The sequence below is a fragment of the Meridianimarinicoccus sp. MJW13 genome (assembly GCF_014901205.1).
Lineage (GTDB): Bacteria > Pseudomonadota > Alphaproteobacteria > Rhodobacterales > Rhodobacteraceae > Meridianimarinicoccus.
This window is the reverse complement of sequence record NZ_JACNMU010000001.1, coordinates 450562-476529: the sequence shown is the minus strand read 5'-3', so window position 1 is coordinate 476529 and position 25968 is coordinate 450562. Positions and strand designations below refer to the sequence as shown.

The window sequence follows — 25968 nt, the reverse complement described above, 5'->3', positions numbered from 1 at the left end:
ATCCCGCGCCCGGGATTGCGAGGCTGGGCTGACGCGGATTCGGCCTGGCCGAGTCCCTATTGAACGATTTGCCGATGCCTGCGAGGTGCTGCATTGAAAGATTTCATCCGCCCGGAACTGCGCCACGCCTTCTGGCACGCGCGCGAGCTGATCGGCGGTCTCGCGGTGGCCGCCTTCGCCTTGTGGTGGATGCTCAGTTCCCATGGGATCATGTTCTGGACTTCGATCCCCGCCATGGTGCTGGGGGTGGTGCTTGTGGCGCTTGGCCTGCAGCGGATGCGGTTTCGTACCGATGGCAACGGGCCGGGCGTGGTCGAGGTGGACGAAGCGCGCATCGCCTATTACGGCCCGCTGGATGGCGGCGCGGTGTCGGTCCGGGCACTGGCCGAGGTGGCGCTGGACCCGCGCGGTCGGCCCGATCACTGGACCCTGCGCGAATCCGATGGCACGACGCTTCACATTCCGGTGACCGCCACCGGGGTCGAGGCGCTTCTGGATGCGTTTGCGCAACTGCCGGGGTTTCGGACCGAACGGCTGCTGCTGGCCCGGCAGGTCAACCAGGGCGCGGTCTACGTGGTCTGGCAGCGGCCCGGAGTCGATCCCCCGAAGGGCGATTGGCTGATGCCCGTGACCTCGTCCAAGCCGGACGCGGATTGACACACGGGTCATTTCCTTTCACCTGTCAGGTTCAACTGACCAAAGTTCGGAGCCGCATCTCATGTCTATTCCCCAATCGGGCGGCGGTCCGATCGAACATCGCGATCAACTGGCCGCCTATCTTGCGGACGGGTGCAAGCCGAAGGACGATTGGCGCATCGGCACCGAGCACGAGAAATTTGCCTATTGCCGCGATACCCTGAAACCGCTGCCGTACGAGGGCGAACGCTCGATCAAGGCGGTGCTGGAAGGGTTGCGCGACCGCTTTGGCTGGGCGCCGGTGATGGAAGGCGAAAACATCATCGGGCTGGAGAAGGACGGTGCCAACGTCAGCCTTGAGCCGGGTGGACAACTGGAACTGTCGGGCGCGCCGCTGGAAACCATCCACGGCACCTGTGACGAGGTGAACACCCACCTGCGCGAAGTGCGCGACGTGTCGGATCATCTGGGCGTCGGCTTCATCGGGCTGGGCGCTGCGCCGATCTGGACCGGCGACCAGATGCCGGTGATGCCCAAGGGCCGCTATGCGCTGATGACCAGCTACATGGACAAGGTTGGCACTCACGGCAAACAGATGATGTACCGGACCTGCACTGTGCAGGTGAACCTCGATTTCGCCTCTGAAGCGGACATGGTTCAGAAGCTGCGCGTTGCGCTGGCCCTGCAACCTGTGGCCACGGCGCTGTTTGCCAATTCGCCCTTCTTCGAAGGCAAGGTGAACGGGCACAAGTCGTGGCGCTCGCGGGTGTGGCGGGATCTGGACCCGGATCGCACGGGCATGCTGCCCTTCGTGTTCGAGGACGGGTTCGGCTTTGACGCCTGGGTGGACTATGCGCTCGATGTGCCGATGTATTTCGTCTACCGCGACGGCAAATACATCGACGCGCTTGGCCAGTCGTTCCGCGATTTTCTGAAGGGCCAGCTTCCGGCGTTGCCGGGCGAGGTGCCGACCCTGTCGGACTGGGCCGATCACCTGACCACGATCTTCCCCGAAGCCCGGATCAAGAAATTCATCGAGATGCGCGGCGCCGACGGCGGCCCGTGGCGGCGACTGTGCGCGCTGCCGGCGCTCTGGGTCGGGCTGACTTACGATCAAGGCGCGCTGGATGCGGCCTGGGATCTGGTCAAGGATTGGAATGCCGAAACCCGCGAGGCCTGGCGCGTGGCGGCTTCGGTCGACGGCTTGCAGGCCCGCGTGAACGGTCAGCTCATGCAGGATCTGGCGCGCGAGGTCGTGGACATTGCCGAGGCCGGGCTGAAAGCGCGGGCACGCCCCGGCGCCAACGGGCTGATCCCGGACGAGACCCATTTCCTGAACGCCCTGCAGGAAAGCGTCGAATCCGGTCGTACCCCGGCAGACGAATTGCTGGGGCGCTACAATGGCGACTGGAACGGCGACCTGACGCGGATCTACGCCGACTACAGCTACTAGGGGGCGAAGGGGTCGTCCTTGTACCCCACGCCGGCCAGGTACAACCCCTGCGGCGGGCAGACCGGTCCGCAGGCGGCGCGGTTGCGCGCGTTCAGGGCGGCGGTCACATCGTCCGGGGTCCAGGCCCCGGCACCGACCCGCTCCAGCGTGCCGACGAAGCTGCGCACCTGGTTGTGCAGGAAAGACCGGGCGCGGACGTGGAACCGGTACTCCACCGCATCCGAGCGCGCGATTTCCTCGACCCTGAGTTCGTCCAGCGTTTTCATCGGGCTGTCGGCCTGACAAATGGTGGACCGGAAGGTCGTGAAATCATGGTGGCCCAGCAAACGGTCGGCCCCGGCCTGCATCGCGGCGCCGTCCAGCGGCTGCTTGACCTGCCAGACCAGCCCGGCGTCATGGGTGACCGGCGCACGGCGCGCCAGCAGCCGGAACATATAGCGCCGCTCGGTTGCCGAGAACCGCGCGTGCCAGTCATCGGCCACCCGCGCGGCGGCCAGGATCGCCACCGGCGCGGGCTTCAGGTGATGGTTCAGCGCCTCGGACAGGCGGAACGGATCCCAGTCGCGCACCATGTCGCAATGGGCCACCTGGGCCAGCCCGTGCACCCCCGCATCCGTGCGCCCGGCGGCGGCGATCGTATCCACCGTGGGATCAAGCTTGCGCAGCGCCTGTTCCACGGCCTGCTGCACCGAGGGCTGTTCTTTCTGGCGCTGCCACCCGGCGAAAGGGGCGCCGTGATATTCGATTTTCAAGGCAAAACGGGGCATGGCGGTCCTCTAGCGTCCCGCGCGCGCCTGTGCAACGCGCCCGCACTGGTAAAACGCGCGTCAAAGCCATATCTCGAAACAAAGGTCATTCGGGGGCAGATGTGGTGCTGGGCAGTATTACGGACGGGTTGGCGCGCACCGCCGACGGGCTGGTGCGCACGGTCGAGGATGCCGGGGCCAGCGTGTCTGAAACCTTCTTCGAACCGACGCTGCGGCTGGGGGTGACCGGGCTGGCGCGTGCCGGCAAGACCGTGTTCATCACCTCGCTGGTGGCCAATCTGATCGACCGGGGGCGGATGCCGCAACTGGCCGCCGCCGCCGAGGGCCGCATCCTGACCGCCTTCCTGCAACCGCAGCCCGACGATACGGTGCCGCGCTTCGACTACGAACAGCATCGCGCCGCCCTGTTGGGGCCCGCGCCGCACTGGCCCGACAGCACGCGGGCGGTGTCGGAACTGCGCCTGTCGCTGCGGCTGAAACCCACCGGCCTGTTGGGCGGGATGACCGGGCCACGGGTGCTACACCTGGATATTGTGGACTATCCCGGCGAATGGCTGCTGGATCTGGCGCTGCTGGACAAGGATTTCGCTACATGGTCGCGCGAGACGCTGGCGCGGCTGGACGAACGCCCGTCTGGGCAGGTGTATCGCGACGCATTGGGGGCTGTGGATGTCTCCCAACCCCTGGACGAACCAGCAGCGCAGGGTCTGGCGCGTGCCTTTACCGAGCATCTGCACGCGGCACGCAAGGCCGGGTTTTCGGATTGCACGCCGGGGCGATTCCTTCTGCCGGGCGATCTGGAAGGCTCTCCGGTGCTGACCTTCGCACCGCTGCCCGATGGCGCGGCGCCACGTGGCTCGCTGGCGCGGGAGTTCGAACGCCGGTTCGAAGCCTACAAGTCCAAGGTCGTGCGGCCGTTTTTTCGCAATCACTTTGCCCGTATCGACCGGCAGGTGGTGCTGACCGACGTGCTGGGGGCGATCCATGATGGCCCCCGCGCGGTCGAGGATCTGCGCCGGACCATGGCCGATATCCTGACCGCCTTCCGCCCCGGATCGTCCAGTTTCCTGTCACGCCTGCTGGGTGGCAAGAAGGTGGACCGGATGCTGTTTGCCGCCACCAAGGCCGACCATTTGCATCACAGCCAGCATGGCCGCCTGACCGCGATCACCGAGGCGCTGGTACAGGACGCCAAGTCGCGGGCCGATTTCGCCGGGGCGCAAACGCTGGCCCTGTCGCTGGCTGCCCTGCGCGCCACGGTCGAGGAAACCCGCGAGCACAACGGCCGCAAGCTGGATCTGGTGCGCGGCCGGTTGCTGAAGGATGGCCGTCAGGCCGCCTTCTATCCCGGTGCGCTGCCCGATGATCCCGCTGTGCTGTTGGCGCCGGCGCGCAGCGGGGCCGAAAAGTGGCTGGACGGTGACTATGGGATCATGCGGTTTGCCCCGGCCGCCCAAAGCCTGAAGCCGGGCGACGGCCCGCCGCATATCCGCATGGATCGCGCAGCGCAGTTCCTGATCGGAGATCGCCTGTGACCGGCTTCCATTTGCGCGATGCCCGGCCCGAGGACGCGCCCGCCATGGCCGAGATCCTGACCGATTGGCTGACGCGGACACCCTGGTTGCCGAACCTGCACACGCCATCGCAGAACCAGGCCTTTTGTGGCAAACTCATCGACCAGAAAGCCGTGACCGTGGCCGAACAGAACCGGCAAGTTGTCGGCTTTCTGGCGCAGCGCGCGGCCGAGATCGACGCCCTGTATGTTGCGCAACAGGCGCGTCGGCAGGGCATCGGGCACGCGTTGGTGTCCGCGGCCAAGGCAAAGCAATCGCGCCTGGACCTCTGGACGTTTCAGGCGAACCTTGAGGCGCGGGCGTTTTACGCGCGCGAGGGGTTTGTCGAACTGCGCCGCACCGATGGCCAAGGCAACGACGAAAAGTTGCCCGACATCCGCTATTCTTGGGAAAGGACACCGATGTGAGTGACCGCGATGGCCCCGTGATGATCGATCTGGAGGCCGAGGACGCGGCGCCAAGCCCGTCGTCTGCCCCGCCCGTTCCGGATCTGGACGGCACTTTGCCAAACGATCCGGCGGCGATGCAGCGGCTGGCCAGCATGGCGAAACAGTCGCGGCGGGGGGCGCTGTCCACGTGGTTCTGGGCCTTGCTGGGCGGCATCATGGTCTCGGGCCTGTCGCTGGCCGCCTGGAGCATGGTGGAAAGGCTGATCGCCAGCAGCCCTGTTCTGGCGGGCCTTGTGGCCACCCTTCTGGGGGCTTTCGGGCTGGTCTGCCTGCTGATCGCGCTGCGCGAAGTGGCGGCTTTCGCCCGTCTGGGACGACTGGACAAGTTCCAGCACCGGGCCACCGCGGCCCTGGCCGACAATGATCTGGAGGCAGCCCGCAAGACCGCCCGCGACCTGACAGCCTTCTACCACGGGCGGGCCGAGCTGAAATGGGCGCTGGACGGGATGCCCGCCCGGATCGAGCAAAGCTTCGATGCCGACGCGGTGCTGGGCGTGGTCGAACGCGACCTGCTGCGCCCGCTGGATACCGAAGCCACCCGCGCCGTGGAATCGGCGGCTCGGCAGGTGGCCACCGTCACCGCGCTGGTGCCGCTGGCGCTGGCCGATGTGGTGGCCGCGGCCACCGCCAACCTGCGGATGATCCGCACCATTGCCGAGATCTACGGTGGCCGCGCCGGCACCTTCGGCACCTGGCGGCTGATGCGCGCCGTGCTGACCCATCTTGTGGCCACCGGTGCGGTGGCGGTGGGCGACGATCTGATCGGCTCGGTCGCCGGGGGGTCGGTTCTCAGCCGCGTGTCACGTCGTTTTGGCGAAGGCGTGGTCAACGGCGCGCTGACCGCCCGCGTGGGCGTTGCCGCGATCGAGGTCTGCCGGCCGCTGCCCTTCACTGCCGCCAAGCGCCCTTCGGTCGCGCGTCTGGTGAAACGGGCGCTGACCGGGCTGTTCGGTTCGGACACTCAACCCAGTTGAGGCACGCTGCCCGTTGGGCGGTGACGATCCTCGACCCCCAATCGCAGCCCGCGCCCGATGCGATGGGCCAGCGTGGTCCAGGCGTCGGCCTGCGGGGCGGGCAGCAGGCGGTGGGTGACGGTTTCGAACAGATCCAGCCACGGGCCGAAATGGTCCGGGCGCACATCGCCGGCGGCCAGATGCACCGCCATCGGGTTGCCGTCATAGCCGGGCTGTTTCAGCAGCGCCCTCTTCCAGAACCGGCCGATCTTGGCCTCATGCGCGGCCCACTCCTCGGCCCCGGTGCCCACATGGCCGTTAAAGATCGGCCCCAGCACCGGATGCACCCGGATCTCGGCGTAAAAGGCGCGGACCACGCGGTCGATGTCGGCTTCGGTCAGCGGGGCGATGGGGGTGTCGGTCATGGGACGTCCTGAACATGGGGTGACCCCTACCTGCGGTCTGGGCCGCCAAGCTGCAAGGTGGCCACTGGTCGCGCGGGAAAAACCGCGCCATGGTCGGGACCATGGAGGCCGGACCGATGAAATGCACAATCCTGACCGAAGATGCCGAGGGCATGTCGTTCTTCACCGACGGCACGATCGACATGGCCGAAAGGCTGTTTGCCCCGCCCGCGCCGCCGATGCCACGGTCAGACCCCGAAGCCTGTACGCAGATCATCCACGTCGCCTTTCCACCGGGATGGACCGGCCCGCGCCATCCGTCGCCGCGCCGCCAGATCGCCTATTGCCTGGCCGGGCGCACACGGGTCGAGGCCTCCAACGGCTCTGCGATTACGATGATCCCCGGTGATATCCTGCGGATGGAAGACACCGACGGCGCGGGCCATGTCACCACCTCGATCGGCGAGGACGAGGCGCGGTTCGTGATCGTTCAGCTGGAGTAAGCGCCGCGCCGCGCTCTCTTTACCTCGCCCACGGGCGGTCCTATAAGCGCGCCATGGAATGGACACTCGCCATCATTGCGCGAATTACCGGCCCGGTGCTCTGATCCGAGTTGCCGGGACAAGGCGTATGGACCTCTCGCGCCGCTCTCATTCCCCCAGATTTCCCGACCTTCAAGGACGCTGACCGATGTCGTCTGAAACGATCGACTACAAAGATAGTCTGAACCTGCCCAAAACCGATTTCCCGATGCGCGCGGGGCTGCCCAAGCGCGAACCCGACTGGCTGGCCCGCTGGGAGGACATGGATATCTATGGCCGCCTGCGCGACAAGGCCAAGGCCGATCCGTCGCGCCGCCCCTTCACGCTGCATGACGGCCCGCCCTATGCCAACGGCCACCTGCACATCGGCCATGCGCTGAACAAGACCATCAAGGACATGATCGTGCGCAGCCACCAGATGATGGGCCGTGACGCGCGCTATATCCCCGGCTGGGACTGCCACGGCCTGCCCATCGAATGGAAGATCGAAGAGCAGTACCGCAAGAAGGGCAAGAACAAGGACGAGGTTCCAGTCGTCGACTTTCGTCAGGAATGCCGCAAGTTCGCCGAGGGTTGGGTCGATATCCAGCGCGAGGAGTTCAAGCGTCTGGGCGTCACCGGCAACTGGGCCAATCCCTATCTGACCATGGATTTCCACGCCGAGCGGGTCATCGCCGAGGAATTCATGAAGTTCCTGATGAACGGCACGCTCTATCAGGGCTCGAAACCCGTGATGTGGTCGCCGGTGGAAAAGACGGCACTGGCCGAGGCCGAGATCGAGTACCACGATCATCGCAGCCACACGATCTGGGTGCCGTTCCGCGTGCGTCGGGGCGGCAATGCGCAGATGCCGGTTCAGAACGAAGGCGCCGACTATGACGGCGCAAACCAGGCGATTCTGGCCGACCAGTTGCACGCCGCCCGCGTGGTAATCTGGACCACGACGCCCTGGACGATCCCGTCCAACAAGGCGGTCGCCTTCAATCCGGCGATCTCTTACGGGCTGTTTGAAGTTGAGGAAACGCAGGACGAAAGCTGGACCAAGCCCGGCGATGTCTACCTGTTTGCCGACACGCTGGCCGCAGAGGCGCTGGAAAAATCCCGCGTGACCCGCTTCCGCCGTGTGCGCGATGTGAGCACGCAGGAATTGTCTGCCCTGACGCTGGAACATCCTTTTGCCGGTCTCGACGGGGCCGAGGGGTTCTGGGACTACGACGTGCCGATGATCGACGGCGACCACGTCACCGACGAGGCCGGAACCGGCTTCGTGCACACCGCCCCCAGCCATGGCGCCGACGACTACGACTGTTTCGTCAAACGCGGCTGGATGGACCGGATGACATATAACGTGGGCGAGGAATCCGAGTTTCTTGCGCATGTGCCGTTCTTCGCCGGGCTTCAGGTGTTTGACCGCAAGGGCAAGGAAGGCAAGGCCAACCGCGCCGTGATCGACAAGCTGGTTGAAGCGGGTGGTCTGATCGCGCGCGGGCAGGTCAAGCACTCCTACCCGCATTCGTGGCGCTCCAAGGCTCCGGTGATCTTCCGCAACACGCCGCAATGGTTCGCCGCCATCGACAAACCGGTGGGGGACGGTCTGGATGTCATGGGCACCACCATCCGCGAGCGCGCCCTGAAATCTATCGACGAACTGGTGCAATGGACCCCGCACACGGGCCGCAACCGCCTGTTTTCGATGATCGAAACACGTCCCGACTGGGTGCTGTCACGGCAGCGCGCCTGGGGCGTGCCGCTGACCTGTTTCGTGCGCAAGGGCGCCGAGCGGACCGATCCGGACTTCCTGCTGCGCGACCCGGTGGTCAACGCCCGCATCGCCGAGGCTTTCGAGGCCGAAGGCGCCGATTGCTGGTATGCCGAGGGCGCCAAGCAACGGTTCCTGGGGGCGGATCACAACCCCGACGACTTCGAGCAGGTCTTCGACATCCTGGACGTGTGGTTCGACAGCGGCTCGACCCATGCCTTCGTGTTGCGCGACCGCGAGGACGGCTCGGCCGATGGCATCGCCGATGTCTATATGGAAGGCACCGACCAGCATCGCGGTTGGTTCCATTCGTCGCTGTTGCAAGCCTGCGGCACGCTGGGCCGGGCCCCCTATCGCAACGTCGTGACCCATGGCTTCACGCTCGACGAAAAGGGCATGAAAATGTCCAAGTCGCTGGGCAACACCATCGTTCCCGAAACGGTGGTCAAGCAGTACGGCGCCGATATCCTGCGGCTCTGGGTGGCCCAGTCCGACTATACCGCCGACCAGCGGATCGGGCCGGAGATCCTGAAAGGCGTGGCCGACAGCTATCGCCGGCTGCGCAACACCATGCGCTTCCTACTGGGCTCGTTGAACGACTATTCCGACGAGATCCGGGTCGCGCGGGACGACATGCCGCCGCTGGAACAGCTGATCCTCCACATGGTCGAAAAGCTGGATCGGGAAGTGAAGGAAGGCTATGCCGACTTTGATTTCCAGGGCGTGTTCCAGAAGGTGTTCCAGTTCGCCACGGTGGATCTGTCGGCCTTCTATTTCGACATCCGCAAGGACGCGCTGTATTGCGACGGGATGGACAGCCTTGCGCGCCGCTCGGCGTTGACGGTGCTGGACATCCTGTTCCACCGGCTGACCACCTGGCTGGCACCGATCCTGGTGTTCACCATGGAAGAGGTCTGGCTGCAGCGGTTCCCCGGCGATGACAGTTCGGTCCACCTGCAAGACATGCCGGACACGCCGACCAACTGGCATGACCCGGTGCTGGCCGAATGGTCGCTGTCGCTGCGCGCCCTGCGCCGCGTTGTGACCGGCGCGCTGGAGCTTGAGCGTCAGTCCAAGACCATCGGTTCCTCGCTGGAGGCCGCCCCCATCGTCTATCTGACGCAGGAAATGCGCGACAAGATCGGCGACGACACCGAGAAGTTCGCCACCATCTGCATCACCTCGCAGATCGACCTGCGCGTCGAACCGGTGCCCGAAGGGGCCTTTACCCTGCCGGATGTGCCCGGTGTGGGCGTGGTCTTTGCCAAGGCCGAGGGCGCGAAATGCCAGCGATGCTGGAAGATCCTGCCGGATGTGGGTACCCACAGCCACGCCGATGTCTGCGGGCGCTGCGACAGCGTTCTGAGCGCCTGACGCCATCCTCGAACCCGAATATTGCGCCGTCCCCATGGGGGCGGCGTTTTTCGGTCAGCCCCGACGCAATCGCAGGGCCGCCAACCCGCCCAGGGCCAGCGCCAACAGGCCGGCGGCCACCGGAAGCGGCACGGGCGAGGGGCCCGAGATGGCGTATTTCGTGCCATCGTCGATGTTGTTGAGATTTCCGTCCACCGCCAGATAGTCGCCCGGCGTCGGATCGTTGGGCAGCGGATAGATCTGCAAGGTACACTGCGTGGCCGCGCAGGTCGCGTTGGCGGTGGCGTTGGTATAGGTCGGAAACGCGCTGTAGTTCACGAAATCCCCGGCCGCCGGATCGTAGTCGAACGATCCTCCGGCATCGATGCGGGTGTCGAACAGCACGTTGAACATCTGCACCATCAGGTTGCTGACCGGGCCGCCGCCTGCGGGCGCGGTGAAGGTTCCGATGATGTTGTTGGATCCGGCCAGGCTGAAATCGATCTGGAAGGTGGCTGCCTTGGCTGACAGCGGCAGGATACTCAGGGCACTGGCAAGGATCACATGGGTCATGCGGGGCATGGTCTGTCTCCTCTTGATGTTTACCTAGGGTCAGAATAACGCGAATCGGCGCGCCTGTCCGGTTGGGAAAACAGGCATCCGCGATGCCCGCTCTGGTCAGCCCCGGCAGGCTTGGCTATGTCGGTCAAAACGTGGGGAGAGCAGCGCATGATCCTGGGCATCGGCACCGATCTGGCCAATATCGAACGGATTGCCGGGACGCTGGACCGCTTCGGCGACCGGTTCAAGACCCGCGTGTTCTCCGAGACCGAACAGCGCAAGGCCGAACGCCGTGCCGATGTGGCCGGCACCTATGCCAAACGCTGGGCCGCGAAAGAGGCCTGTTCGAAGGCGCTTGGCACCGGGCTCGCCATGGGCATCTCGTGGAAGGATATGGCCGTAACAAATCTGCCGTCCGGACAGCCGGTGATGCAGGTGACCGGCTGGGCCGCCGATCGGCTGGCCGCGATGACCCCGCCGGGGCACGAGGCCATCATCCATGTCACCCTGACCGACGATCATCCCTGGGCGCAGGCCTTCGTGGTGATCGAGGCGCGGCCGCTGTAGCCGCTACGCGCCTTCGGCGGTGGGCTGCAGCCAGTCGACCGGGGCCTCGGCGCAACCGGCGCGGCACCCGTGTCCGACGGCGATCGGAAAACCGGCGGAAAGGCTGGCCCGGAACATCCAAGGCCCGCTTCACAGAGGCGCCACGACGCGACGCGCCACCCGGCGATGCACCGCCCCGTGGCATTGTTCCCGAATGACTCCTGTATTAGCGATTGTGCCATGGCGGACCGATCAACCCTTCCTTTCCCTTGGCCGGGACTGGCCCTTGCGCTTGGCATCGGCGCGCTTGGAGGCGCGCTGTTCTGGTGGCTGAACGTTCCGCTGGCCTGGATGCTGGGGGCGATGACGGCGACCGGGCTGGCGGCGCTGTTGCAGGTGCCGGTGCGTCTGCCTGACCGGCTGCGCAACCCGTTCATCGTGGTGATGGGGGCGATGCTGGGCACGTCTTTCAACGGGGACATGCTGGGCGGATTGCGCGATTGGCTGTTGCCGTTGGCGATCCTTGTGCCGTTCCTGCTGGTCGCCGGGGGCAGCGCCTTTGTGTACCTGTCGCGCGTGGCGGGCTTGTCCCGGCCCACGGCGTTCTACTCGGCCATGCCGGGCGGGCTGGTGGACATGATCCTGATGGGAGAGAAGGCCGGCGGCGATCCGACGACAATTTCACTGATGCATGCGGCGCGGATCTTCCTTGTGGTGATGCTGGTGCCCGTGCTCATCCAGTTCGTCACCGGCGCCGATCTGGCGGGCCGCAGCGTCACCTGGCGACCGCTGGCCGCATTGGGGCTGACCGGGGCGGCATGGTTCGCGGTCTCGGCCCTGATCGGTGCCCGGCTGGGGCGGCTGTTGCACCTGCCGGCGCCGTTGTTGATCGGGCCAATGCTGGTCAGCGCCGGGCTGCACGCAAGCGACATCACCGATTTCCAGGTGCCGTCGGTCATCCTGGCCGGGACGCAGGTGATTCTGGGCGCGGGCATCGGCTGCCGGTTTGCCGGAACCTCTCCGGCACGCATCCTGAGGGTGCTGGGGCATTCGCTGGGCGCCACGACCCTGTTGCTGATCACGACCATCCTGTTCGGCCTGGCGCTGGCGCATCTGACCGCTATCCCCTTTGCCGAGGCGCTGCTGGCCTATGCTCCCGGCGGGCTGGCGGAAATGAGCCTGATCGCCTTTACCCTGGGGCTGGAAGTGCCCTTCGTTGCGGCCCTGCACATCGCCCGGATATTCATGACCGTCACCGGGGTGACCCTGCTGGAACGGGCGTGCCGCCGCCGCTGACCTTGCCCGCCCGGGACGCGCAACTTGACACCCGCAGCCACGGGCCGCAAAGAAGCCCGAAGTCATTCCCGAGGCAGGATCCAGAACCATGGCAAGCAAGGCCGAAAAAGACGGCGGCATCGTCGAGACCATCAAGACGATCGTTTACGCGCTGCTGATCGCAGGCGTGTTCCGCACGCTGTTCTTCCAGCCGTTCTGGATCCCGTCGGGCTCGATGAAGGACACGCTGCTGATCGGCGATTTCCTGTTCGTCAACAAGATGGCCTATGGCTATTCCCAGCACTCCTGCCCGTTCTCGATGTGTCCGTTCATTCCGGGCCGGATCCTGGCTTCGGAGCCCGAGCGCGGCGATATTGTGGTGTTCCGCCACCCGGTCACCGGCGCGGATTTCATCAAGCGCCTGATCGGCCTGCCCGGCGACAAGGTACAGATGCGCAATGGCCAGCTGTTCCTGAACGGCGAACCCGTCCCGCGCGAGGAAGCCGGCCTTTTCGAGGAAGTGTTCGAGCCGCAGGGCCCGGTGGGCAACCGCCCGCAGTGCGAGAACGGCCCGGTGGGCATCGGCGGGTTGTGCACCAAGACCCGCTACACCGAAACCCTGCCCAGCGGCAAAAGCTATGACACGCTGAACATCCGCGACAGCGCGCTGGACAACACCCCGGTGTATACCGTGCCCGAAGGCAATTTCTTCTTCATGGGCGACAACCGCGACAACTCGAACGACAGCCGGGTGCCGCAGTCGGCGCGTGGCGTGGGCTTCGTACCGTTCGAGAACCTGATCGGCCGGGCTGACCGGGTGATGTTCTCGTCGGCGGGCAGGTCGATCTTCTATTTCTGGACCTGGCGCAGCGACCGGTTCTTCAAAGGGTTGAACTGAGCCTTGGCGCTGTCGGCGGAACAAAAGGACTTCGCGGCGCGGCTGGGGCATGACTTCAGCGCACCCGCGCTGCTGCAAGAGGCGCTGACCCACCCCTCGGTGGCCACGCCCAACCGCAAGGACAACCAGCGGCTGGAATTCCTGGGCGACCGGGTGCTGGGGCTGGTGATGGCCGAAACCCTTCTGGCTGCCGACCCGACCGCCCCCGAAGGCCAGCTTGCGCCGCGCTTCAACGCGCTGGTGCGCAAGGAAACCTGTGCCGATGTGGCCCGCGCTGTCGGGCTGGGCACGGTGCTGCGGCTGGGCCGGTCGGAAATGCTGTCGGGCGGGCGCCGCAAGGAGGCCCTGCTGGGCGATGCCATGGAGGCGGTGATCGCCGCCGTCTACAAGGATGGCGGGCTGGAAGCGGCGCGCCGCGTGATCCTGACCCATTGGGGCGACCGGATCGCCAACGTCGAGGCCGACGCCCGCGACCCCAAGACCGCCCTGCAGGAATGGGCGCAGGCGCGCAAGCTGGCGCCGCCGCGCTATGTGGAGACCGACCGCAGCGGCCCGGCCCACGCCCCCGTCTTTACCATCGAGGCCCGGCTGGACAGTGGCGAGGTCGAACGGGCCTCGGCCGGGTCCAAGCGGCAGGCCGAACAGGCCGCCGCGCGCGCGCTTCTGACCCGCATGGAGGCGGGCACACATGACTGACACCCCTGACCAGACCCGCGCCGGGTTCGTCGCCCTGATCGGCGAACCCAATGCCGGAAAATCGACCCTGTTGAACCGCATGGTCGGGGCCAAGGTCTCGATCGTCACCCACAAGGTGCAGACCACCCGCGCCCGCATTCGCGGCGTCGCGATGGAAGGCGCCAGCCAGATTGTCTTTGTCGACACGCCGGGCCTGTTCCGCCCGCGCCGTCGTCTGGACCGCGCCATGGTGGCTGCGGCCTGGGGCGGGGCGGCGGATGCCGATGTCGTCGTGCTGCTGGTCGAGGCCCATCGCGGCGTGACCGAGGGCGTCGAGAAAATCCTTGAGGCGCTGGCCGAACGTGCCGTGCCGAAGCAGCGCGTGGCGCTGGCCATCAACAAGATCGACCGGGTCGAGGCGCCGGTGCTGCTGGCACTGACCAAGGATCTGAACGACCGCTTTCCGTTCGTGCATACGTTCATGATTTCGGCCGAGAAGGGCCATGGCGTCGACACGTTGCGCAAATGGCTGGCCGAGGAACTGCCGGTGGGTCCGTGGTTGTATCCCGAGGATCAGATCGCGGATCTGCCCATGCGCATGATTGCCGCCGAGATCACCCGCGAGAAGCTGACCCTGCGCCTGCATCAGGAACTGCCCTATCAGCTGACCGTCGAGTCCGAGAAGTGGGAGGATCGCAAGGACGGCTCCGCCCGCATCGATCAGGTGATCTATGTCAGCCGTGACGGCCACAAGGGCATCGTGCTGGGCAACAAGGGCGAGACCATCAAGGCCGTGGGGCAGGCGGCCCGCGTCGAGATGGAAGAATTCCTGGGCCGCAAGGTGCATCTGTTCCTGCAGGTGCGCGTGCGAACCAACTGGCAGGAAGAATCCGAGCGCTATGACGAGATGGGGCTCGACTTCAAGGACGGCAACAGGTGATCCGTCTGGCTGCCGATCTTTGGGTGAAGGCCTATTTGCGGCGGCTTCAGATCGAACACATCCCGGCCTATATCGCGGCGAAGGGCGATCCGACCTCGGGGGCGGTGATCGTCAAGCTGGCGACGCTGGACGGCAAGGCGGTGGCCAAGCAGCGCTCGTATGACCTGATGACCGGCGAGCGCAGCTGGATGGTGCTGGCCGAAGGCCCCGAGGCCGAGGTCGACGCGGTGCTGGCCCGCCAGAAGGACCGCGACCGCGACCTGTGGATCGTCGAGGTCGAAAGCCGCGAGGGCCGCGACCTGCTGGATCATGTCGGCCTGACCTGATCACCGTTGCATCGGCCCCGGTTTGCGCCCTAGATCAGCCTCATGGATTGGCGCGACGAAGGGGTGCTTCTGACCATGCGTCGGCATGGAGAAAGTGCCGCGATCATCGAGGTTCTGACCGAAGCGCACGGCCGCCACGCCGGCATCGTGCGTGGCGGGACCGGGCGGCGCATGGCTCCCGTTCTGCAACCGGGCGCGCAAGTGTCGGTGGCGTGGCGCGCGCGGCTGGAAGATCACCTTGGCGCTTTTACGGTGGAACCGCTGCGGTCACGCATGCCCGGTATCATGGGCGACCGGCTGGCGCTGGCCGGGCTGAACGCCGTTTGCGGCCTGCTGGCCGTGGCCCTGCCCGAACGCGAGGCGGTGCCCGGGATATACGACCGCAGCCGCACCCTGCTGGACCTGATGCCGATCACCGAGGCCTGGCCGCTGGCCTATCTGCATTGGGAACTGGCGCTGCTGGAAGCGCTGGGGTTTGGCCTGGACCTGTCGGTCTGTGCCGTGACCGGGGCGACCGGGGGTCTGGCCTATGTCTCGCCCCGCAGCGGGCGCGCGGTGACCGCCAAAGGGGCCGGGGACTGGGCCGACAAACTGCTGCCGCTGCCGCCCTGCATGTTGCCCGGTGGCGATGGCGACAACGCCCAGATTGCGCAGGCGCTGGCCACTACAGGCTATTTCTGGAGCCAACACCTGACGCCACGTGGCCCCAAACCCCCGCTGCCCGCCGCGCGCCAGCGGCTGCTGGATCTGCTGGCGCGGGTCTAGGTTTCCGGCGGATCGGTCTTCACGAACACCAGTTCAGAGCCGTCCGGCCCGGTCATCACCAGGTTTTCGCCGTCCAGTCGGGCGCTTGTGGTCGCGCCGAACACCCGCAGAAACTCGGTCTCTTCGGCCATGTTCTCGCAGGCGGCGCGGGTCGAGACGATGGGGCCAATGGTAAAACTGTCTGCGGTGCCGTCCAGCGTGGCCAGGAAGCTGTTGCAGGGCGCGCGACCGGCGATGCGCCTGTCGATGGCCAGGCTGAAGCGCGCCAGCGCCGGGAAGCGTTCGCCGTTGAGCGTGGTCAGGCGCCAATGCTGGGCAGGCTCAAGCGGGTTGACCGGGCTTTGCGCCAAAGCGCTGCTTGCGGCGGTGGCCAGGGCAAGCGCAAGCGCGGCACGGGACATGAACATCTGAAATCTCCTGCAAGTCTGCGGCGGGTCTGCCGGCGGCCCATGTTGCGGGAGATTTCCGCAAGTTCAAGAATTGAAGTTCAATTGCCAGTCCCGACATATTGAGGGGCGCGGGGGGATCCTGTCGGGGTCTTTCTGTCCGTTCTTGTCGCAACCGGAGGCTTCACCATGATCATCATCGAGAAAATCGGCCCGCAGACCCTGTCGCTTGACCTGAGAGACCAGGTCAGTGCGTCGGATATCCAGGCGGTCGACGATGCGGTGCGCGATCTGTTGGAGGAAGACGGCAAGATCAACCTGCTGCTTGACCTGACCGGGATCAGCGATGTGTCTGCCGGGGCCGTGGCCGAGGATGTGAAGGTCGAAACCGCGCTGCTGCCACATCTGCGGCGGTTCGGGCGCATAGCCGCCGTGACCGACAAGCAATGGATCGCCACGGTGATGCGCGCCGCCGGTCACCTGATGCCGGGGCTGGAGTACCAGACCTTCGATCCCGACGATCGGCTGGCGGCCCGCACCTTTGTTCTGGACGAAGGTGCCGCGCCTGAAACTCCGGTGCCGGCGGTGCGCTTTCTGGATCCGCCGCATCCGCATGTTCTGGCCTACGAGATCGACGGTGTCATCCAGCAGTCCGATGCCGATGCGGTGATCGACCGGCTGAACACCATGATGGCGGAAACGCCGGGCGAGGGGCGGCGCATTTCACTGCTGGTGCGGGTGACCAATTTTGCCGGGTTTGCCCCGTCCATGCTGATCAGTGGCCCACTCTGGACCGCCAAGATGGCCGCCATCCGCAACCTGCACCGCTATGCGCTGGTCGGCGCCGGGGGCTGGATGGAAAGCCTTGCCAAGCTGGCCGATCCCGTCACCACGGTCGAGATGAAAAGCTTCGATGCGGATGACGAGGACGACGCCCGCGAGTGGGTGTCCGAGGGGTTATAGGCTGACCGGCGACTTCGGGTGGGCCCCGGACGCCACCTGCAGATACAGAAAAAGGCGCCGGGGGGCGCCTTTTTTGGGACGGAAGGGGGGAACTCCCGTCCTGACCAGAAGCGGATCAGCCCAGCAAACGCCGTGCGATCACCTGCGCCTGGATCTCTCCGGCACCCTCGAAGATGTTGAGGATGCGGGCGTCGCACAGAACCCGGCTGATCTGGTATTCCAGTGCGAAGCCGTTGCCGCCGTGGATCTGCAAACCGTTGTCCGCCGCCGCCCAGGCGACACGGGCGCCCAGCAGCTTGGCCATCCCGGCCTCAAGGTCGCACCGCTGGCCGTGATCCTTTTCCCAGGCCGAGAAATAGGTCAGCTGGCGCGCGATCATGATTTCCGTGGCCATCATCGCCAGCTTGCCCGACACGCGCGGGAAGTCTATCAGCGACTTGCCGAATTGCTTGCGGTCGATGGCGTATTGCATGGCGATATCCAGCGCGCATTGCGCCACGCCGATGGCGCGGGCGGCGGTCTGGATGCGGGCGCTTTCGAAGGTCTCCATGAGCTGCTTGAAGCCCTTGCCTTCCTCGCCGCCCAGCAGGTTCTCGCCCTTGACCTTGAAGTTGTCGAAGCCGAGCTCGTATTCCTTCATGCCGCGATAGCCCAGAACCTCGATCTCGCCGCCGGTCATGCCGGCGGTGGGGAAGGGGTTTTCGTCGGTGCCGGGGGTCTTCTCGGCCAGGAACATCGACAGGCCCCGATGATCGGTGGAATCCGGGTTGGTGCGGGCCAGCAGGGTCATCACATGGGTCCGGGCCGCATGGGTGATCCAGGTCTTGTTGCCGGTGATCGACCAGTCGTCGCCATCCATGACCGCACGGGTGCGCAGCGCGCCAAGGTCCGAGCCGGTGTTGGGTTCGGTGAAGACGGCGGTCGGCAGGATCTCGGCGCTGGCGATCTTGGGAAGCCAGTGCTGTTTCTGCGCCTCGGTGCCACCGCAGAGGATCAGCTCGGCGGCGATTTCCGACCTTGTGCCCAGCGAGCCGACACCGATGTAGCCGCGCGACAGTTCTTCGGACACCACGCACATCGAGGCTTTCGACAGACCGAAGCCGCCGAATTCCTCGGGGATGGTCAGGCCGAAGACGCCCATCTCGGCCAGTTCCTCGATGATTTCCATCGGGATCAGCTCATCCTTGAGATGCCACTCGTGGGCGTCGGGGATCACGCGGTCCACGGCAAAGCGGCGGAACTGCTCGCGGATCATCTCCAGCTCGTCGTCCAGCCCGGTGGTGCCGACGGTGATGTTGGCCGAATGCTCCTGCATCAGCGCCACCAGCCGGGTGCGGGCGGTCTGGCTGTTGCCGTGGCGCGACAGGGTGCGGATCGCATCGGTGTCCAGCCCGGCCAGCGCATCGGCGTCCAGCCCCAGATCATGGGGGCGAATGATTTCGCCCTGGGTCATCAGGATGCCGCCCGAGATCTGTTGCAGGTACTCGCCGAAGGCGATTTGCAGCAGCAGTTGCTCGGTCTCGCCGAACTTGCCCTCGGCCTGCACACGCTCGGCCCAGGCCTGCATCTGGCGCAGCGATTCCACGTAGGTGGCCAGCCATGCAAGACCATGCGCGGCGGTCTGGTTGGCTTCGATCAGGGCGCCGGAAACGCGTCCGTCGCGGGACACTTGCGCGCGCACGCTGTCCTTCGCGGCCTCCAGCAGCGCCTCGACAGGGGCGACGGCGGCACGGGTCAGGCTGAGCAGGTCATCGAGCACCGGCGCGGCACCGGATTCGGGCAGGGACTGGCCATCATGGGGCATGAATCGGTTCCTTTCATCTTTCGGGTGCCGGAATAATCATTTCGCAGTCGCAGCGCAACATTTTTTCAATATCGAATGGTAACTTGCAGCAATATGACCGCAACTTCTTTTGCGCTGCAGCGTCAGCTGGGGCAGACAGGGCGCAGTTGAGGAAGGGAAGACCTTGGACTCGTTATATTTTGCCCCGTCGCCGCTGATCCTCGGGGTGGCCGTGCTGGTGACGCTGGTGGCCTCTTTCGTCAAAGGGGCCATCGGGTTTGCCATGCCGATGATCATGATTTCCGGGCTGGCCAGCTTCCTGCCCGCCGAACCGGCGCTGGCGGCCCTGCTGATGCCGACACTGGTGTCGAACCTGTGGCAGGCGTTTCGCGGCGGTTTGCGGCCGGCGCTGCAATCGGCGCGCGAGTACCGTGTCTATCTGGGCGTGTTGCTGGTGGTCATTGCGCTGTCGGCACAACTGGTGCGCGGCTTGCCGCAGGGTGCTCTGTTCCTGACGCTGGGCCTTGTGGTCACGGTCTTTGCGTTGGTGCGGGTGGTAGGGCTGCGGCTGCATGTCCCGCCGCACCGGCGCCGTCTGGCCGATGTCGGGATCGGGACCGTGGCCGGGTTTTCCGGCGGTCTGGCGGGGGTCTGGGGGCCGCCGACGGTGATGTATCTGGCCGCCGTGGATGCGCCCAAGGTCGAGGCGATCCGGGTGCAGGGCGTGGTCTATCTGGCCGGGGCCATCGTGCTGGTGGCTGCGCATCTGCGCACCGGCGTGTTCAACGCCCAGACCGCGCCGCTGTCGTTCCTGCTGCTGGTGCCGATGGTTTTCGGAATGTGGGCGGGACAGCACGTTCAGGACCGGCTGGATCAGGCCCGGTTTCGCAAGGCCACGCTGGCGGTGCTGGTACTGGCCGGGCTGAACCTGGCGCGGCGGGGACTGGAAACGCTGGGGTAGGCTGCGCCTCGCCACGGGCAGTCCTGCCAGACGGAAAAACGCGCCCCTGGGGGCGCGTTTCGCGTTTCGAATGGATCGAAGCAGGGGTCAGATCAGGCGACGCCGCCGCCAATGGCCACGGCCTTCACGTCCTCGTCGATATAGGCGAGGTACTGTTCGAAATTGGCGGCAAACATTTCGACCAGTTTGCGGGCCTGTGCGTCATAGGCCGCCTTGTCTTTCCAGGTCGAGCGCGGATCCAGAAGCGTTGCGTCCACGTCGTGCACGGTCACCGGAACCTCGAAGCCGAAGTTCGGATCCTTGCGGAAGGTCGCGTCGTTCAGCGAGCCATCCAGCGCCGCGGTCAGCAGGTTGCGCGTGGCCTTGATCGGCATCCGGTGACCGGTGCCATAGGCACCGCCGGTCCAGCCGGTGTTCACCAGCCAGCAGGTCGCGCCATGCTTGGCGATCTTGTCGCGCAGGATCTGGCCGTATTCTTCCGGCCGGCGCGGCATGAAGGGCGCGCCGAAGCAGGTCGAGAACGCCGGTTGCGGCTCGGTCACGCCACGCTCGGTGCCCGCCATCTTCGAGGTAAACCCCGACAGGAAGTGATACATTGCCTGCGCCGGGGTCAGCCGCGAGATCGGCGGCAGAACTCCGAAGGCATCGCAGGTCAGCATGATGATGTTCTTGGGATGACCGCCCAGCGAGGTCTCGGAGGCGTTCGAGATGAATGACAGCGGATAGGCGCAGCGCATGTTCGGCGTCAGGCTGTCATCGTCGAAGTCCAGATCGCGGGTTTCGGGATCGTAGACCATGTTCTCGATCACGGTGCCGAATTTCGACGTGGTGGCATAGATCTCGGGTTCGGCTTCCGGGTCCAGACCGATGGTCTTGGCATAGCAGCCGCCTTCGAAGTTGAAGGTGCCGCGTTCGGACCAGCCATGTTCGTCGTCGCCGATCAGCACCCGCGATGGGTCTGCCGACAGGGTGGTCTTGCCGGTGCCCGACAGGCCAAAGAAGATCGCCGTATCGACCGGATTGTCAGGCGCGTGGTTGGCCGAGCAGTGCATCGGCATCACGCCCTTGTCCGGCAGGATGTAGTTCAGCAGGGTGAAGACCGACTTCTTGTTCTCGCCGGCGTATTCCGTGCCGCCGATCAGGATCAGCTTCTGCTCGAAGTTCAGCGCGATGACGGTTTCGCTGCGGCAGCCATGGCGTTCGGGGTCAGCCTTGAAGCTGGGGCAGTTGATGATGGTGTATTCCGGAACGAAGCTGTCCAGCTCCTCGCGCGCGGGGCGGCGCAGCAGGTGGCGGATGAACAGGCTGTGCCACGCCAGTTCGGTCACCATGCGCACGTCCAGCCGCAGGATCGGATCGGCCCCGCCGTAAAGGTCCTGAACGAAATAGTCCTTGCCCTTCATGTGTGCCAGCATGTCGGCATGCAGGGTTTCGAACCCTTCCTGCGACATCTCGGCATTGGCGTCCCACCAGATCTTGTCGGCGACATCGGGGGTCCGAACCACGTGCTTGTCCTTGGGGGACCGGCCTGTGAACTTGCCGGTGGACACCAGAAAGGTGCCGCCCTGGCCCAGTTCGCCCTCGTTGCGCTTCAGTGCCTGCTCGATCAGTGCGGGTTCAAGCAGGTTGTAATAGACCGTGCCGAGACCCACCATGCCCTGATCTTCGAGAGTTTGAGATGGGTTCACGCGTCCATGTGTCATCTGAGAATGCTCCAGGCACCGCGGTCTTGCGGCAGTCGATGATATCTTCAGGCGCTGCACACGGGGGTACTGAACAGATGTGTGAGGCAGCGCTGGCCGGACCAGCATGGACCGACCCCGCGCATATAGCATGAGGCCTCGCGCCCGAAACAGGCCGGAAATACAGGTTTAGCGCCATCAAGGACATGTTTGCGCAACCAAGTTAGCACAACTATGACGCCCAGTAGTCTTTTGTTGCCAAGGGGCGCGAAAACCCGCTCAACTCCTGTTGATTTCCTGACATGTCACAAGCACTTGCTGCGCTTGCGAAAGTAGGGGAAGCTAACGTCAACCAGAGGCCTTCATGATCGACATCTCTACCGATTCTCACGAAATCCGCCATGCGACCACGGTCGCGCTGTGCGGTGTTGCCGTGATGATCGAAGGGCCGTCCGGGTCGGGAAAGTCGGCCCTGGGGCTGGAACTGATGGCCTATGGCGCCGATCTGGTGGCCGATGATCGCACCTTGCTGCAGGGCGACGGCGACCAGGTGCTGGCCTCTGCGCCGCCGACCCTACCGGCGCGGATCGAAGCGCGCGGCGTCGGCCTGTTGCCCGCCCGCCTGGCAGGGCCAACGCCTTTGTGCCTGGTGGTGCGCATGGACAAGGTTGAAACGGCGCGATTGCCGGAACCCGTCACAACCTGTGTCCTTGGACGCAACGTCACCTTGATAGGTAAGTGCGAGACTGGTCATTTCGGTGCAGCTTTGATGCAATACATCCGGGGACATCACGAAAGCCTGCAATGAGTCACGCCACCGCCGCGCCATCCCAAGCCACTGCCCGGATCATCCTGGTGACCGGCCCGTCCGGAGCCGGACGGACGACCGCCGTGCGAGTGCTGGAGGATCTGGGCTGCGAGGCGATCGACAACCTGCCGCTGTCGCTGGTGCCGCGGCTGCTGGATGGCCCGGCCCTGGGCCGCGACCTGGTGCTGGGGGTCGATGTGCGCAACCGGGATTTCTCGGTCGCTGCCTTCCAGGATCTGATCGAACAGTTGCGCGGCGGCGGTGCGCGGGTCGAGGTTCTGTACCTGGATGCCGAGCCTGCGGTGCTGGAGCGGCGCTATTCCGAAACCCGGCGGCGGCATCCCCTGGCCCCGGCGGAAACCCCGGCGCAAGGGATCTTGCGCGAGCAAGAGTTGCTGCTGCCGATCCGGGCGCTGGCCGATATCCTGATCGACACTTCGGCGCAGACGCCGCACGATCTGAAGGCGGAACTGGGGCGCTTGTTCGAACCGGACGGGGCGCAGCGGATGGCGCTGGTGCTGCATTCGTTCAGCTACAAGCGCGGGATGCCGCGGGGGATCGACATGGTGTTCGACTGCCGATTCCTGAAAAACCCCTATTGGGATGTGTCGCTGCGTGCACTGGACGGGCGCGACCCGCGCGTTGCGGCCTTCATCGGCACGGATGACCGATATGCCCCATTTTTTGACAAAGTTAATGATCTTTCAGAATTCCTGTTGCCGGCCTACACGGCGGAGGGCAAGTCACACCTGTCGATTGGTTTCGGTTGCACCGGCGGGCAGCATCGCTCGGTCGCGCTGGCTGAAGCCCTGGCCCGGCGCCTTGGCGACAACGGGTGGAAGGTCAGTCTTCGGCATCATGAATTGGAACGGCGCAGTGCCTTGATGGCCGCGCAGGTGGCGGAGGCGCCCCGATGATCGGAATCGTCATTGTTGCCCATGGGGGGTTGGCGCGCGAGTATCTTGCCGCCGTCGAGCATGTTCTTGGGCCCCAGGACAACATGCGGGCGATTGCCATTGCCGTGCATGAGGATCGGGATGCCAAGCGCGCCGAGATCGAGGCCGCGGCCGACGCAGTGGACACCGGCGACGGGGTGATCGTGGTAACGGACATGTTTGGCGGCTCGCCCTCGAACCTGTCGCTGCCCGCCTGTGATCGTGCCAACCGGCGGATCATCTACGGCGCCAATCTTCCGCTGCTCATCAAACTGGTCAAAGTGCGCGACCGCACAGTCCCCGAAGCTGTGGACAACGCCTTGCACGCGGGGCGGAAATACCTTGATTGCTTCGACGCTTTCGGCAATTGACGTGCGGACATGACTGATTCCATTTGCAAGACGCTCCGCATCATCAATGAAAAGGGCCTGCACGCGCGGGCCTCGGCCAAATTCGTGGAGGTTGTCGAAGCCTTTGACGCTTCGGCCGAAGTGTCCCGTGACGGGATGAGCGCCGGGGGCGACAGCATCATGGGTCTGTTGATGCTGGCCGCGGCCAAGGGCACAACGATCACCGTGGAAATCAGCGGTTCCCAGGCCGAGGAGCTTGGCGGCGCGCTTGAGGCGCTGGTCGCCAACCGTTTCGGCGAGGAGATGTAATGGCCGACATCCAGGGGGCCAATATAGCGCAACGTGCGCGCCTGCGGGCCAGCCGTCGTGGCGAGCCGGTGACGCCGCCGGCGGACTATGTCCCCTATGACAAGCGCAAGCTGTCCTATGCTTCGACGTTCGACAACGGGTTCCAGACCACGCTGATCAAGTCGATGGAATGGGCCACCGGGAAGCTGACCCTGCTGCGCCTGATCCGCCAGTTCGAGCGCGAGGGCGTGCCCATGGGGCAGGCGTTCTGGCGCAAGGCGCTGGCGACCATGGGCATCGAGCTGACCACGCCCGAGGACCAGATCCGCCGCATCCCTGCCGAAGGGCCAGTGATCATCGTGGCCAATCACCCGCATGGGCTGGTCGATGGCATGGTTCTGGCCGAATTGATCGGGCGGGTGCGTCAGGACTACAAGATCCTGACCCGCTCGCTTCTGACCGGGGTCGAGGAAATCCGCGAGTTCATGATCCCGGTGCCCTTCCCGCATGAGCCGGACGCGTTGCAGCAAAACCTGGAAATGCGCCGCCGTTCGATGGATCATCTGGCCGATGGCGGGGTCATCGTGCTGTTTCCTTCGGGCGTTGTGGCCTCGTCCGACACGCTGATGGGTCCGGCGGTAGAGCGGGACTGGAACCCGTTTACCGCCAAGATGATCCAGCGCAGCAAGGCCAAGGTGGTGCCGGTGTTCTTTCCCGGCCAGAACAGCCGTGCCTATCAGATCGCCAACCAGATGTCGGCGACGCTGCGGCAGGGGTTGCTGATCCACGAGGTCGTGCACGCGCTGAACAAGCCGCAACGCCCGGTGGTCGGCCCGCCGTTCGACGACGAGGCCATCCGGGTCTGGGGCTCCAATCCGCGCGGCTTCGTCGCGTGGCTGCGCGAACAGACCCTCGCCCTGCGCGACACCTGAGACCTAGATCTCGGACAGCAGACAGCCCGGATACAGACGTTCCACATCTTCGGCCCGGCACAGTTCCGTGGCATCGGTCATCACGGCGGCATTTGCGGCGGCGGTGCCGTGGTGCAGTGCCTCGGCCAGATCGCCGCCGCGCGACAGGGTCAGGGCGAAAGCACCTACGAAACTGTCCCCGGCGCCCACCTTGCTGCGCACCGGCACCGGCACCGGGCGGCATAGCACGCGGCGGGTTCCGTCGAACAGCACGTTGCCCTCGGCCCCGCAGGCAATGACCACCGCATCGGCCACGCCGCGTTGCGCAAGGTTCTCGGCCAGATCCGCCGTCGCTGCCGGGCTGTCCAACGTGGTGCCGGACAATTCCTCGGCTTCCTGGTTGTCGAACCGCAGCACCATGGGGCGCTGGTCCTGCGGTGTGCGCGCAAGACGCAAGAGGCCCGCGCCCGAGGTATCGATGATCATCCGCGCCCCGGCTCCTTCCAACGCCGCGCACATTCGGTGCGGCAGGCAAGGGGAAACGCCGGGCGGCAGCGAACCGCTGAGCACGGTCAGCGTGCCGGGACCGGGCAGGGTGGCGCACAGGTCCAGCAAGGCATCGACCTCGGCGTCATGCCAATCCGGGCCGGGCATCACGAAGCGGTACTGATCGTTGTTGGACTGGTCGGTGACCGACAGGCTTTGGCGGGTTTCGCCCGGCAGGGGAAAGGCGCGCAGGCTGAGGCCTTCGGCAGTCATCATCTGCCGCACCGCTTCGCCAGTGGCGCCGCCAAGGGCCACCACGGCAAGGCTGTCGCCGCCCAAATGCCGGATGGCGCGGCTGACATTGATGCCGCCGCCGCCCGGATCCCGGCGCGGCGAGGCGCAACGCAGTTTGTCGCCTGCGCGGACCTGATCCACCTGCGAGGAGAGATCCAGCGCCGGGTTCAGGGTAATCGTCAGAATGGCCGGATGTGCCATATGCCTTTGCCTCTTGCCGCGCGGCGAAGGAACCGGGCGGAATT

28 protein-coding genes are annotated in these 25968 nt (G+C 65.5%); 21 read left to right on the top strand and 7 right to left on the bottom strand.

From position 1 onward, the window contains the following. The first annotated feature begins 93 nt into the window (after nucleotides 1-93). Both H8B03_RS02305 and H8B03_RS02300 read left to right on the top strand, forming a co-directional pair. Complete coding sequence (locus H8B03_RS02305) at nucleotides 94-657, top strand: hypothetical protein (RefSeq protein ID WP_193139854.1); 564 nt, start codon at nucleotides 94-96, stop codon at nucleotides 655-657. A gap of 61 nt (nucleotides 658-718) precedes the next feature. Continuing rightward, nucleotides 719-2089: a glutamate--cysteine ligase gene (locus tag H8B03_RS02300; protein ID WP_193139852.1), complete on the top strand. Its 1371-nt coding sequence runs from the start codon at nucleotides 719-721 to the stop codon at nucleotides 2087-2089. On the opposite strand, the gene truA is transcribed toward H8B03_RS02300, so the two are convergent. Continuing rightward, nucleotides 2086-2856: a tRNA pseudouridine(38-40) synthase TruA gene (gene truA / locus H8B03_RS02295; protein WP_193139850.1), complete on the bottom strand. Its 771-nt coding sequence runs from the start codon at nucleotides 2854-2856 to the stop codon at nucleotides 2086-2088. The genes H8B03_RS02300 and truA overlap by 4 nt on opposite strands. A 101-nt stretch (nucleotides 2857-2957) precedes the next feature. On the opposite strand from truA, the gene H8B03_RS02290 reads away from it, so the two are divergent. The 3 genes from H8B03_RS02290 to H8B03_RS02280 are packed head-to-tail and all read left to right on the top strand — an operon-like array spanning nucleotide 2958 to nucleotide 5853. Next, complete coding sequence (locus tag H8B03_RS02290) at nucleotides 2958-4391, top strand: YcjX family protein (protein ID WP_394355439.1); 1434 nt, start codon at nucleotides 2958-2960, stop codon at nucleotides 4389-4391. Next, nucleotides 4388-4837 carry a GNAT family N-acetyltransferase gene (locus H8B03_RS02285; RefSeq protein WP_319022418.1) on the top strand — a complete coding sequence of 150 codons (450 nt, stop codon included), beginning with the start codon at nucleotides 4388-4390 and terminating at the stop codon, nucleotides 4835-4837. The genes H8B03_RS02290 and H8B03_RS02285 overlap by 4 nt, the downstream gene beginning before the upstream one ends. Beyond that, entirely contained in the window at nucleotides 4834-5853 is a 1020-nt protein-coding gene (locus H8B03_RS02280) for a YcjF family protein (RefSeq protein WP_193139848.1), read from the top strand. The genes H8B03_RS02285 and H8B03_RS02280 overlap by 4 nt, the downstream gene beginning before the upstream one ends. On the opposite strand, the gene H8B03_RS02275 is transcribed toward H8B03_RS02280, so the two are convergent. Beyond that, on the bottom strand, nucleotides 5841-6257 hold the full coding sequence (locus H8B03_RS02275; protein WP_193139846.1) for a group III truncated hemoglobin: 417 nt from the start codon (nucleotides 6255-6257) through the stop codon (nucleotides 5841-5843). The two genes, H8B03_RS02280 and H8B03_RS02275, sit on opposite strands and share 13 nt — an antisense overlap. Before the next feature lie 116 nt (nucleotides 6258-6373). Between H8B03_RS02275 and H8B03_RS02270 the strand changes: the two genes are divergently transcribed. Beyond that, nucleotides 6374-6739, top strand: coding sequence for a cupin domain-containing protein (locus H8B03_RS02270; RefSeq protein WP_193139844.1), 366 nt, complete (start codon nucleotides 6374-6376; stop codon nucleotides 6737-6739). Nucleotides 6740-6926: 187 nt separating this feature from the next. After that, nucleotides 6927-9911, top strand: a complete 2985-nt coding sequence (gene ileS, locus H8B03_RS02265; protein WP_193139842.1) for an isoleucine--tRNA ligase — start codon at nucleotides 6927-6929, stop codon at nucleotides 9909-9911. Between the two features lie 54 nt (nucleotides 9912-9965). Here the strand turns inward: ileS and H8B03_RS02260 are convergent, their stop codons facing one another. Next, the gene (locus tag H8B03_RS02260; RefSeq protein ID WP_193139840.1) at nucleotides 9966-10472 is read right to left on the bottom strand and encodes a hypothetical protein; all 507 of its coding nucleotides are present in this window, start codon (nucleotides 10470-10472) and stop codon (nucleotides 9966-9968) included. Between the two features lie 147 nt (nucleotides 10473-10619). On the opposite strand from H8B03_RS02260, the gene acpS reads away from it, so the two are divergent. From acpS to recO, 7 genes are all read left to right on the top strand, one after another. Further along, nucleotides 10620-11018, top strand: a complete 399-nt coding sequence (gene acpS / locus H8B03_RS02255; protein WP_193140130.1) for a holo-ACP synthase — start codon at nucleotides 10620-10622, stop codon at nucleotides 11016-11018. A 219-nt stretch (nucleotides 11019-11237) separates the two neighbouring features. Next, complete coding sequence (locus H8B03_RS02250) at nucleotides 11238-12293, top strand: AbrB family transcriptional regulator (RefSeq protein WP_193139838.1); 1056 nt, start codon at nucleotides 11238-11240, stop codon at nucleotides 12291-12293. 88 nt (nucleotides 12294-12381) lie between these two features. Continuing rightward, a complete protein-coding gene (lepB, locus tag H8B03_RS02245) occupies nucleotides 12382-13170 on the top strand; it encodes a signal peptidase I (RefSeq protein WP_193139837.1) in 789 nt (262 codons plus the stop codon). A gap of 3 nt (nucleotides 13171-13173) precedes the next feature. Then, nucleotides 13174-13866: a ribonuclease III gene (rnc, locus tag H8B03_RS02240; protein WP_193139835.1), complete on the top strand. Its 693-nt coding sequence runs from the start codon at nucleotides 13174-13176 to the stop codon at nucleotides 13864-13866. Continuing rightward, on the top strand, nucleotides 13859-14785 hold the full coding sequence (gene era, locus H8B03_RS02235) for a GTPase Era (RefSeq protein WP_193139833.1): 927 nt from the start codon (nucleotides 13859-13861) through the stop codon (nucleotides 14783-14785). The genes rnc and era overlap by 8 nt, the downstream gene beginning before the upstream one ends. Beyond that, nucleotides 14785-15111 (top strand): DUF1491 family protein, encoded by a 327-nt coding sequence (locus tag H8B03_RS02230; RefSeq protein ID WP_394355442.1) that lies wholly within the window; start codon nucleotides 14785-14787, stop codon nucleotides 15109-15111. The genes era and H8B03_RS02230 overlap by 1 nt, the downstream gene beginning before the upstream one ends. 42 nt (nucleotides 15112-15153) lie before the next feature. Continuing rightward, nucleotides 15154-15876 (top strand): DNA repair protein RecO, encoded by a 723-nt coding sequence (gene recO, locus H8B03_RS02225; protein ID WP_193139829.1) that lies wholly within the window; start codon nucleotides 15154-15156, stop codon nucleotides 15874-15876. Here the strand turns inward: recO and H8B03_RS02220 are convergent. Then, nucleotides 15873-16283, bottom strand: coding sequence for an META domain-containing protein (locus tag H8B03_RS02220; RefSeq protein ID WP_193139827.1), 411 nt, complete (start codon nucleotides 16281-16283; stop codon nucleotides 15873-15875). The genes recO and H8B03_RS02220 overlap by 4 nt on opposite strands. A gap of 168 nt (nucleotides 16284-16451) precedes the next feature. Here H8B03_RS02220 and H8B03_RS02215 point away from each other — a divergent pair, with 168 nt between their 5' ends. Further along, entirely contained in the window at nucleotides 16452-17225 is a 774-nt protein-coding gene (locus tag H8B03_RS02215) for an STAS/SEC14 domain-containing protein (RefSeq protein WP_193139825.1), read from the top strand. 115 nt (nucleotides 17226-17340) lie between these two features. Here H8B03_RS02215 and H8B03_RS02210 read toward each other — a convergent pair whose 3' ends face one another. Next, on the bottom strand, nucleotides 17341-19029 hold the full coding sequence (locus tag H8B03_RS02210; protein WP_193139824.1) for an acyl-CoA dehydrogenase family protein: 1689 nt from the start codon (nucleotides 19027-19029) through the stop codon (nucleotides 17341-17343). 163 nt (nucleotides 19030-19192) lie between these two features. On the opposite strand from H8B03_RS02210, the gene H8B03_RS02205 reads away from it, so the two are divergent. Next, nucleotides 19193-19969 (top strand): sulfite exporter TauE/SafE family protein, encoded by a 777-nt coding sequence (locus tag H8B03_RS02205; protein ID WP_193139822.1) that lies wholly within the window; start codon nucleotides 19193-19195, stop codon nucleotides 19967-19969. Between the two features lie 92 nt (nucleotides 19970-20061). Here H8B03_RS02205 and H8B03_RS02200 read toward each other — a convergent pair whose 3' ends face one another. Further along, nucleotides 20062-21672 carry a phosphoenolpyruvate carboxykinase gene (locus H8B03_RS02200; protein ID WP_193139820.1) on the bottom strand — a complete coding sequence of 537 codons (1611 nt, stop codon included), beginning with the start codon at nucleotides 21670-21672 and terminating at the stop codon, nucleotides 20062-20064. 343 nt (nucleotides 21673-22015) lie between these two features. Here H8B03_RS02200 and H8B03_RS02195 point away from each other — a divergent pair, with 343 nt between their 5' ends. From H8B03_RS02195 to H8B03_RS02175, 5 genes are read left to right on the top strand one after another with little or no spacing between them, the layout of a single operon-like run. Then, nucleotides 22016-22459 (top strand): HPr kinase/phosphorylase, encoded by a 444-nt coding sequence (locus H8B03_RS02195; RefSeq protein WP_193139818.1) that lies wholly within the window; start codon nucleotides 22016-22018, stop codon nucleotides 22457-22459. Then, nucleotides 22456-23376: an RNase adapter RapZ gene (gene rapZ, locus H8B03_RS02190; RefSeq protein WP_193139816.1), complete on the top strand. Its 921-nt coding sequence runs from the start codon at nucleotides 22456-22458 to the stop codon at nucleotides 23374-23376. The genes H8B03_RS02195 and rapZ overlap by 4 nt, the downstream gene beginning before the upstream one ends. After that, nucleotides 23373-23765: a PTS sugar transporter subunit IIA gene (locus H8B03_RS02185; protein WP_193139814.1), complete on the top strand. Its 393-nt coding sequence runs from the start codon at nucleotides 23373-23375 to the stop codon at nucleotides 23763-23765. Before rapZ ends, H8B03_RS02185 begins: the two co-directional genes overlap by 4 nt. A 9-nt stretch (nucleotides 23766-23774) precedes the next feature. Then, nucleotides 23775-24053 (top strand): HPr family phosphocarrier protein, encoded by a 279-nt coding sequence (locus H8B03_RS02180; protein ID WP_193139812.1) that lies wholly within the window; start codon nucleotides 23775-23777, stop codon nucleotides 24051-24053. Then, nucleotides 24053-24964, top strand: coding sequence for a lysophospholipid acyltransferase family protein (locus tag H8B03_RS02175; protein WP_193139810.1), 912 nt, complete (start codon nucleotides 24053-24055; stop codon nucleotides 24962-24964). The genes H8B03_RS02180 and H8B03_RS02175 overlap by 1 nt, the downstream gene beginning before the upstream one ends. Nucleotides 24965-24967: 3 nt before the next feature. On the opposite strand, the gene H8B03_RS02170 is transcribed toward H8B03_RS02175, so the two are convergent. Then, nucleotides 24968-25924 carry a 1-phosphofructokinase family hexose kinase gene (locus H8B03_RS02170; protein ID WP_193139808.1) on the bottom strand — a complete coding sequence of 319 codons (957 nt, stop codon included), beginning with the start codon at nucleotides 25922-25924 and terminating at the stop codon, nucleotides 24968-24970. Nucleotides 25925-25968: the final 44 nt, after the last annotated feature.

Excerpts from the sequence above, each read along its gene's own strand:
- recO (WP_193139829.1), top strand. The coding sequence starts at position 15,154 with ATGGATTGGCGCGACGAAGGGGTGCTTCTGACCATGCGTCGGCATGGA.
- H8B03_RS02185 (WP_193139814.1), top strand. The coding sequence starts at position 23,373 with ATGATCGGAATCGTCATTGTTGCCCATGGGGGGTTGGCGCGCGAGTAT.
- H8B03_RS02275 (WP_193139846.1), bottom strand. The coding sequence starts at position 6,257 with ATGACCGACACCCCCATCGCCCCGCTGACCGAAGCCGACATCGACCGC.
- acpS (WP_193140130.1), top strand. The coding sequence starts at position 10,620 with ATGATCCTGGGCATCGGCACCGATCTGGCCAATATCGAACGGATTGCC.
- era (WP_193139833.1), top strand. The coding sequence starts at position 13,859 with ATGACTGACACCCCTGACCAGACCCGCGCCGGGTTCGTCGCCCTGATC.
- H8B03_RS02300 (WP_193139852.1), top strand. The coding sequence starts at position 719 with ATGTCTATTCCCCAATCGGGCGGCGGTCCGATCGAACATCGCGATCAA.
- lepB (WP_193139837.1), top strand. The coding sequence starts at position 12,382 with ATGGCAAGCAAGGCCGAAAAAGACGGCGGCATCGTCGAGACCATCAAG.
- H8B03_RS02215 (WP_193139825.1), top strand. The coding sequence starts at position 16,452 with ATGATCATCATCGAGAAAATCGGCCCGCAGACCCTGTCGCTTGACCTG.
- H8B03_RS02260 (WP_193139840.1), bottom strand. The coding sequence starts at position 10,472 with ATGCCCCGCATGACCCATGTGATCCTTGCCAGTGCCCTGAGTATCCTG.
- truA (WP_193139850.1), bottom strand. The coding sequence starts at position 2,856 with ATGCCCCGTTTTGCCTTGAAAATCGAATATCACGGCGCCCCTTTCGCC.
- H8B03_RS02175 (WP_193139810.1), top strand. The coding sequence starts at position 24,053 with ATGGCCGACATCCAGGGGGCCAATATAGCGCAACGTGCGCGCCTGCGG.
- H8B03_RS02195 (WP_193139818.1), top strand. The coding sequence starts at position 22,016 with ATGATCGACATCTCTACCGATTCTCACGAAATCCGCCATGCGACCACG.
- H8B03_RS02170 (WP_193139808.1), bottom strand. The coding sequence starts at position 25,924 with ATGGCACATCCGGCCATTCTGACGATTACCCTGAACCCGGCGCTGGAT.
- H8B03_RS02200 (WP_193139820.1), bottom strand. The coding sequence starts at position 21,672 with ATGACACATGGACGCGTGAACCCATCTCAAACTCTCGAAGATCAGGGC.
- rapZ (WP_193139816.1), top strand. The coding sequence starts at position 22,456 with ATGAGTCACGCCACCGCCGCGCCATCCCAAGCCACTGCCCGGATCATC.
- H8B03_RS02210 (WP_193139824.1), bottom strand. The coding sequence starts at position 19,029 with ATGCCCCATGATGGCCAGTCCCTGCCCGAATCCGGTGCCGCGCCGGTG.
- ileS (WP_193139842.1), top strand. The coding sequence starts at position 6,927 with ATGTCGTCTGAAACGATCGACTACAAAGATAGTCTGAACCTGCCCAAA.
- H8B03_RS02250 (WP_193139838.1), top strand. The coding sequence starts at position 11,238 with ATGGCGGACCGATCAACCCTTCCTTTCCCTTGGCCGGGACTGGCCCTT.
- H8B03_RS02180 (WP_193139812.1), top strand. The coding sequence starts at position 23,775 with ATGACTGATTCCATTTGCAAGACGCTCCGCATCATCAATGAAAAGGGC.
- H8B03_RS02270 (WP_193139844.1), top strand. The coding sequence starts at position 6,374 with ATGAAATGCACAATCCTGACCGAAGATGCCGAGGGCATGTCGTTCTTC.
- H8B03_RS02220 (WP_193139827.1), bottom strand. The coding sequence starts at position 16,283 with ATGTTCATGTCCCGTGCCGCGCTTGCGCTTGCCCTGGCCACCGCCGCA.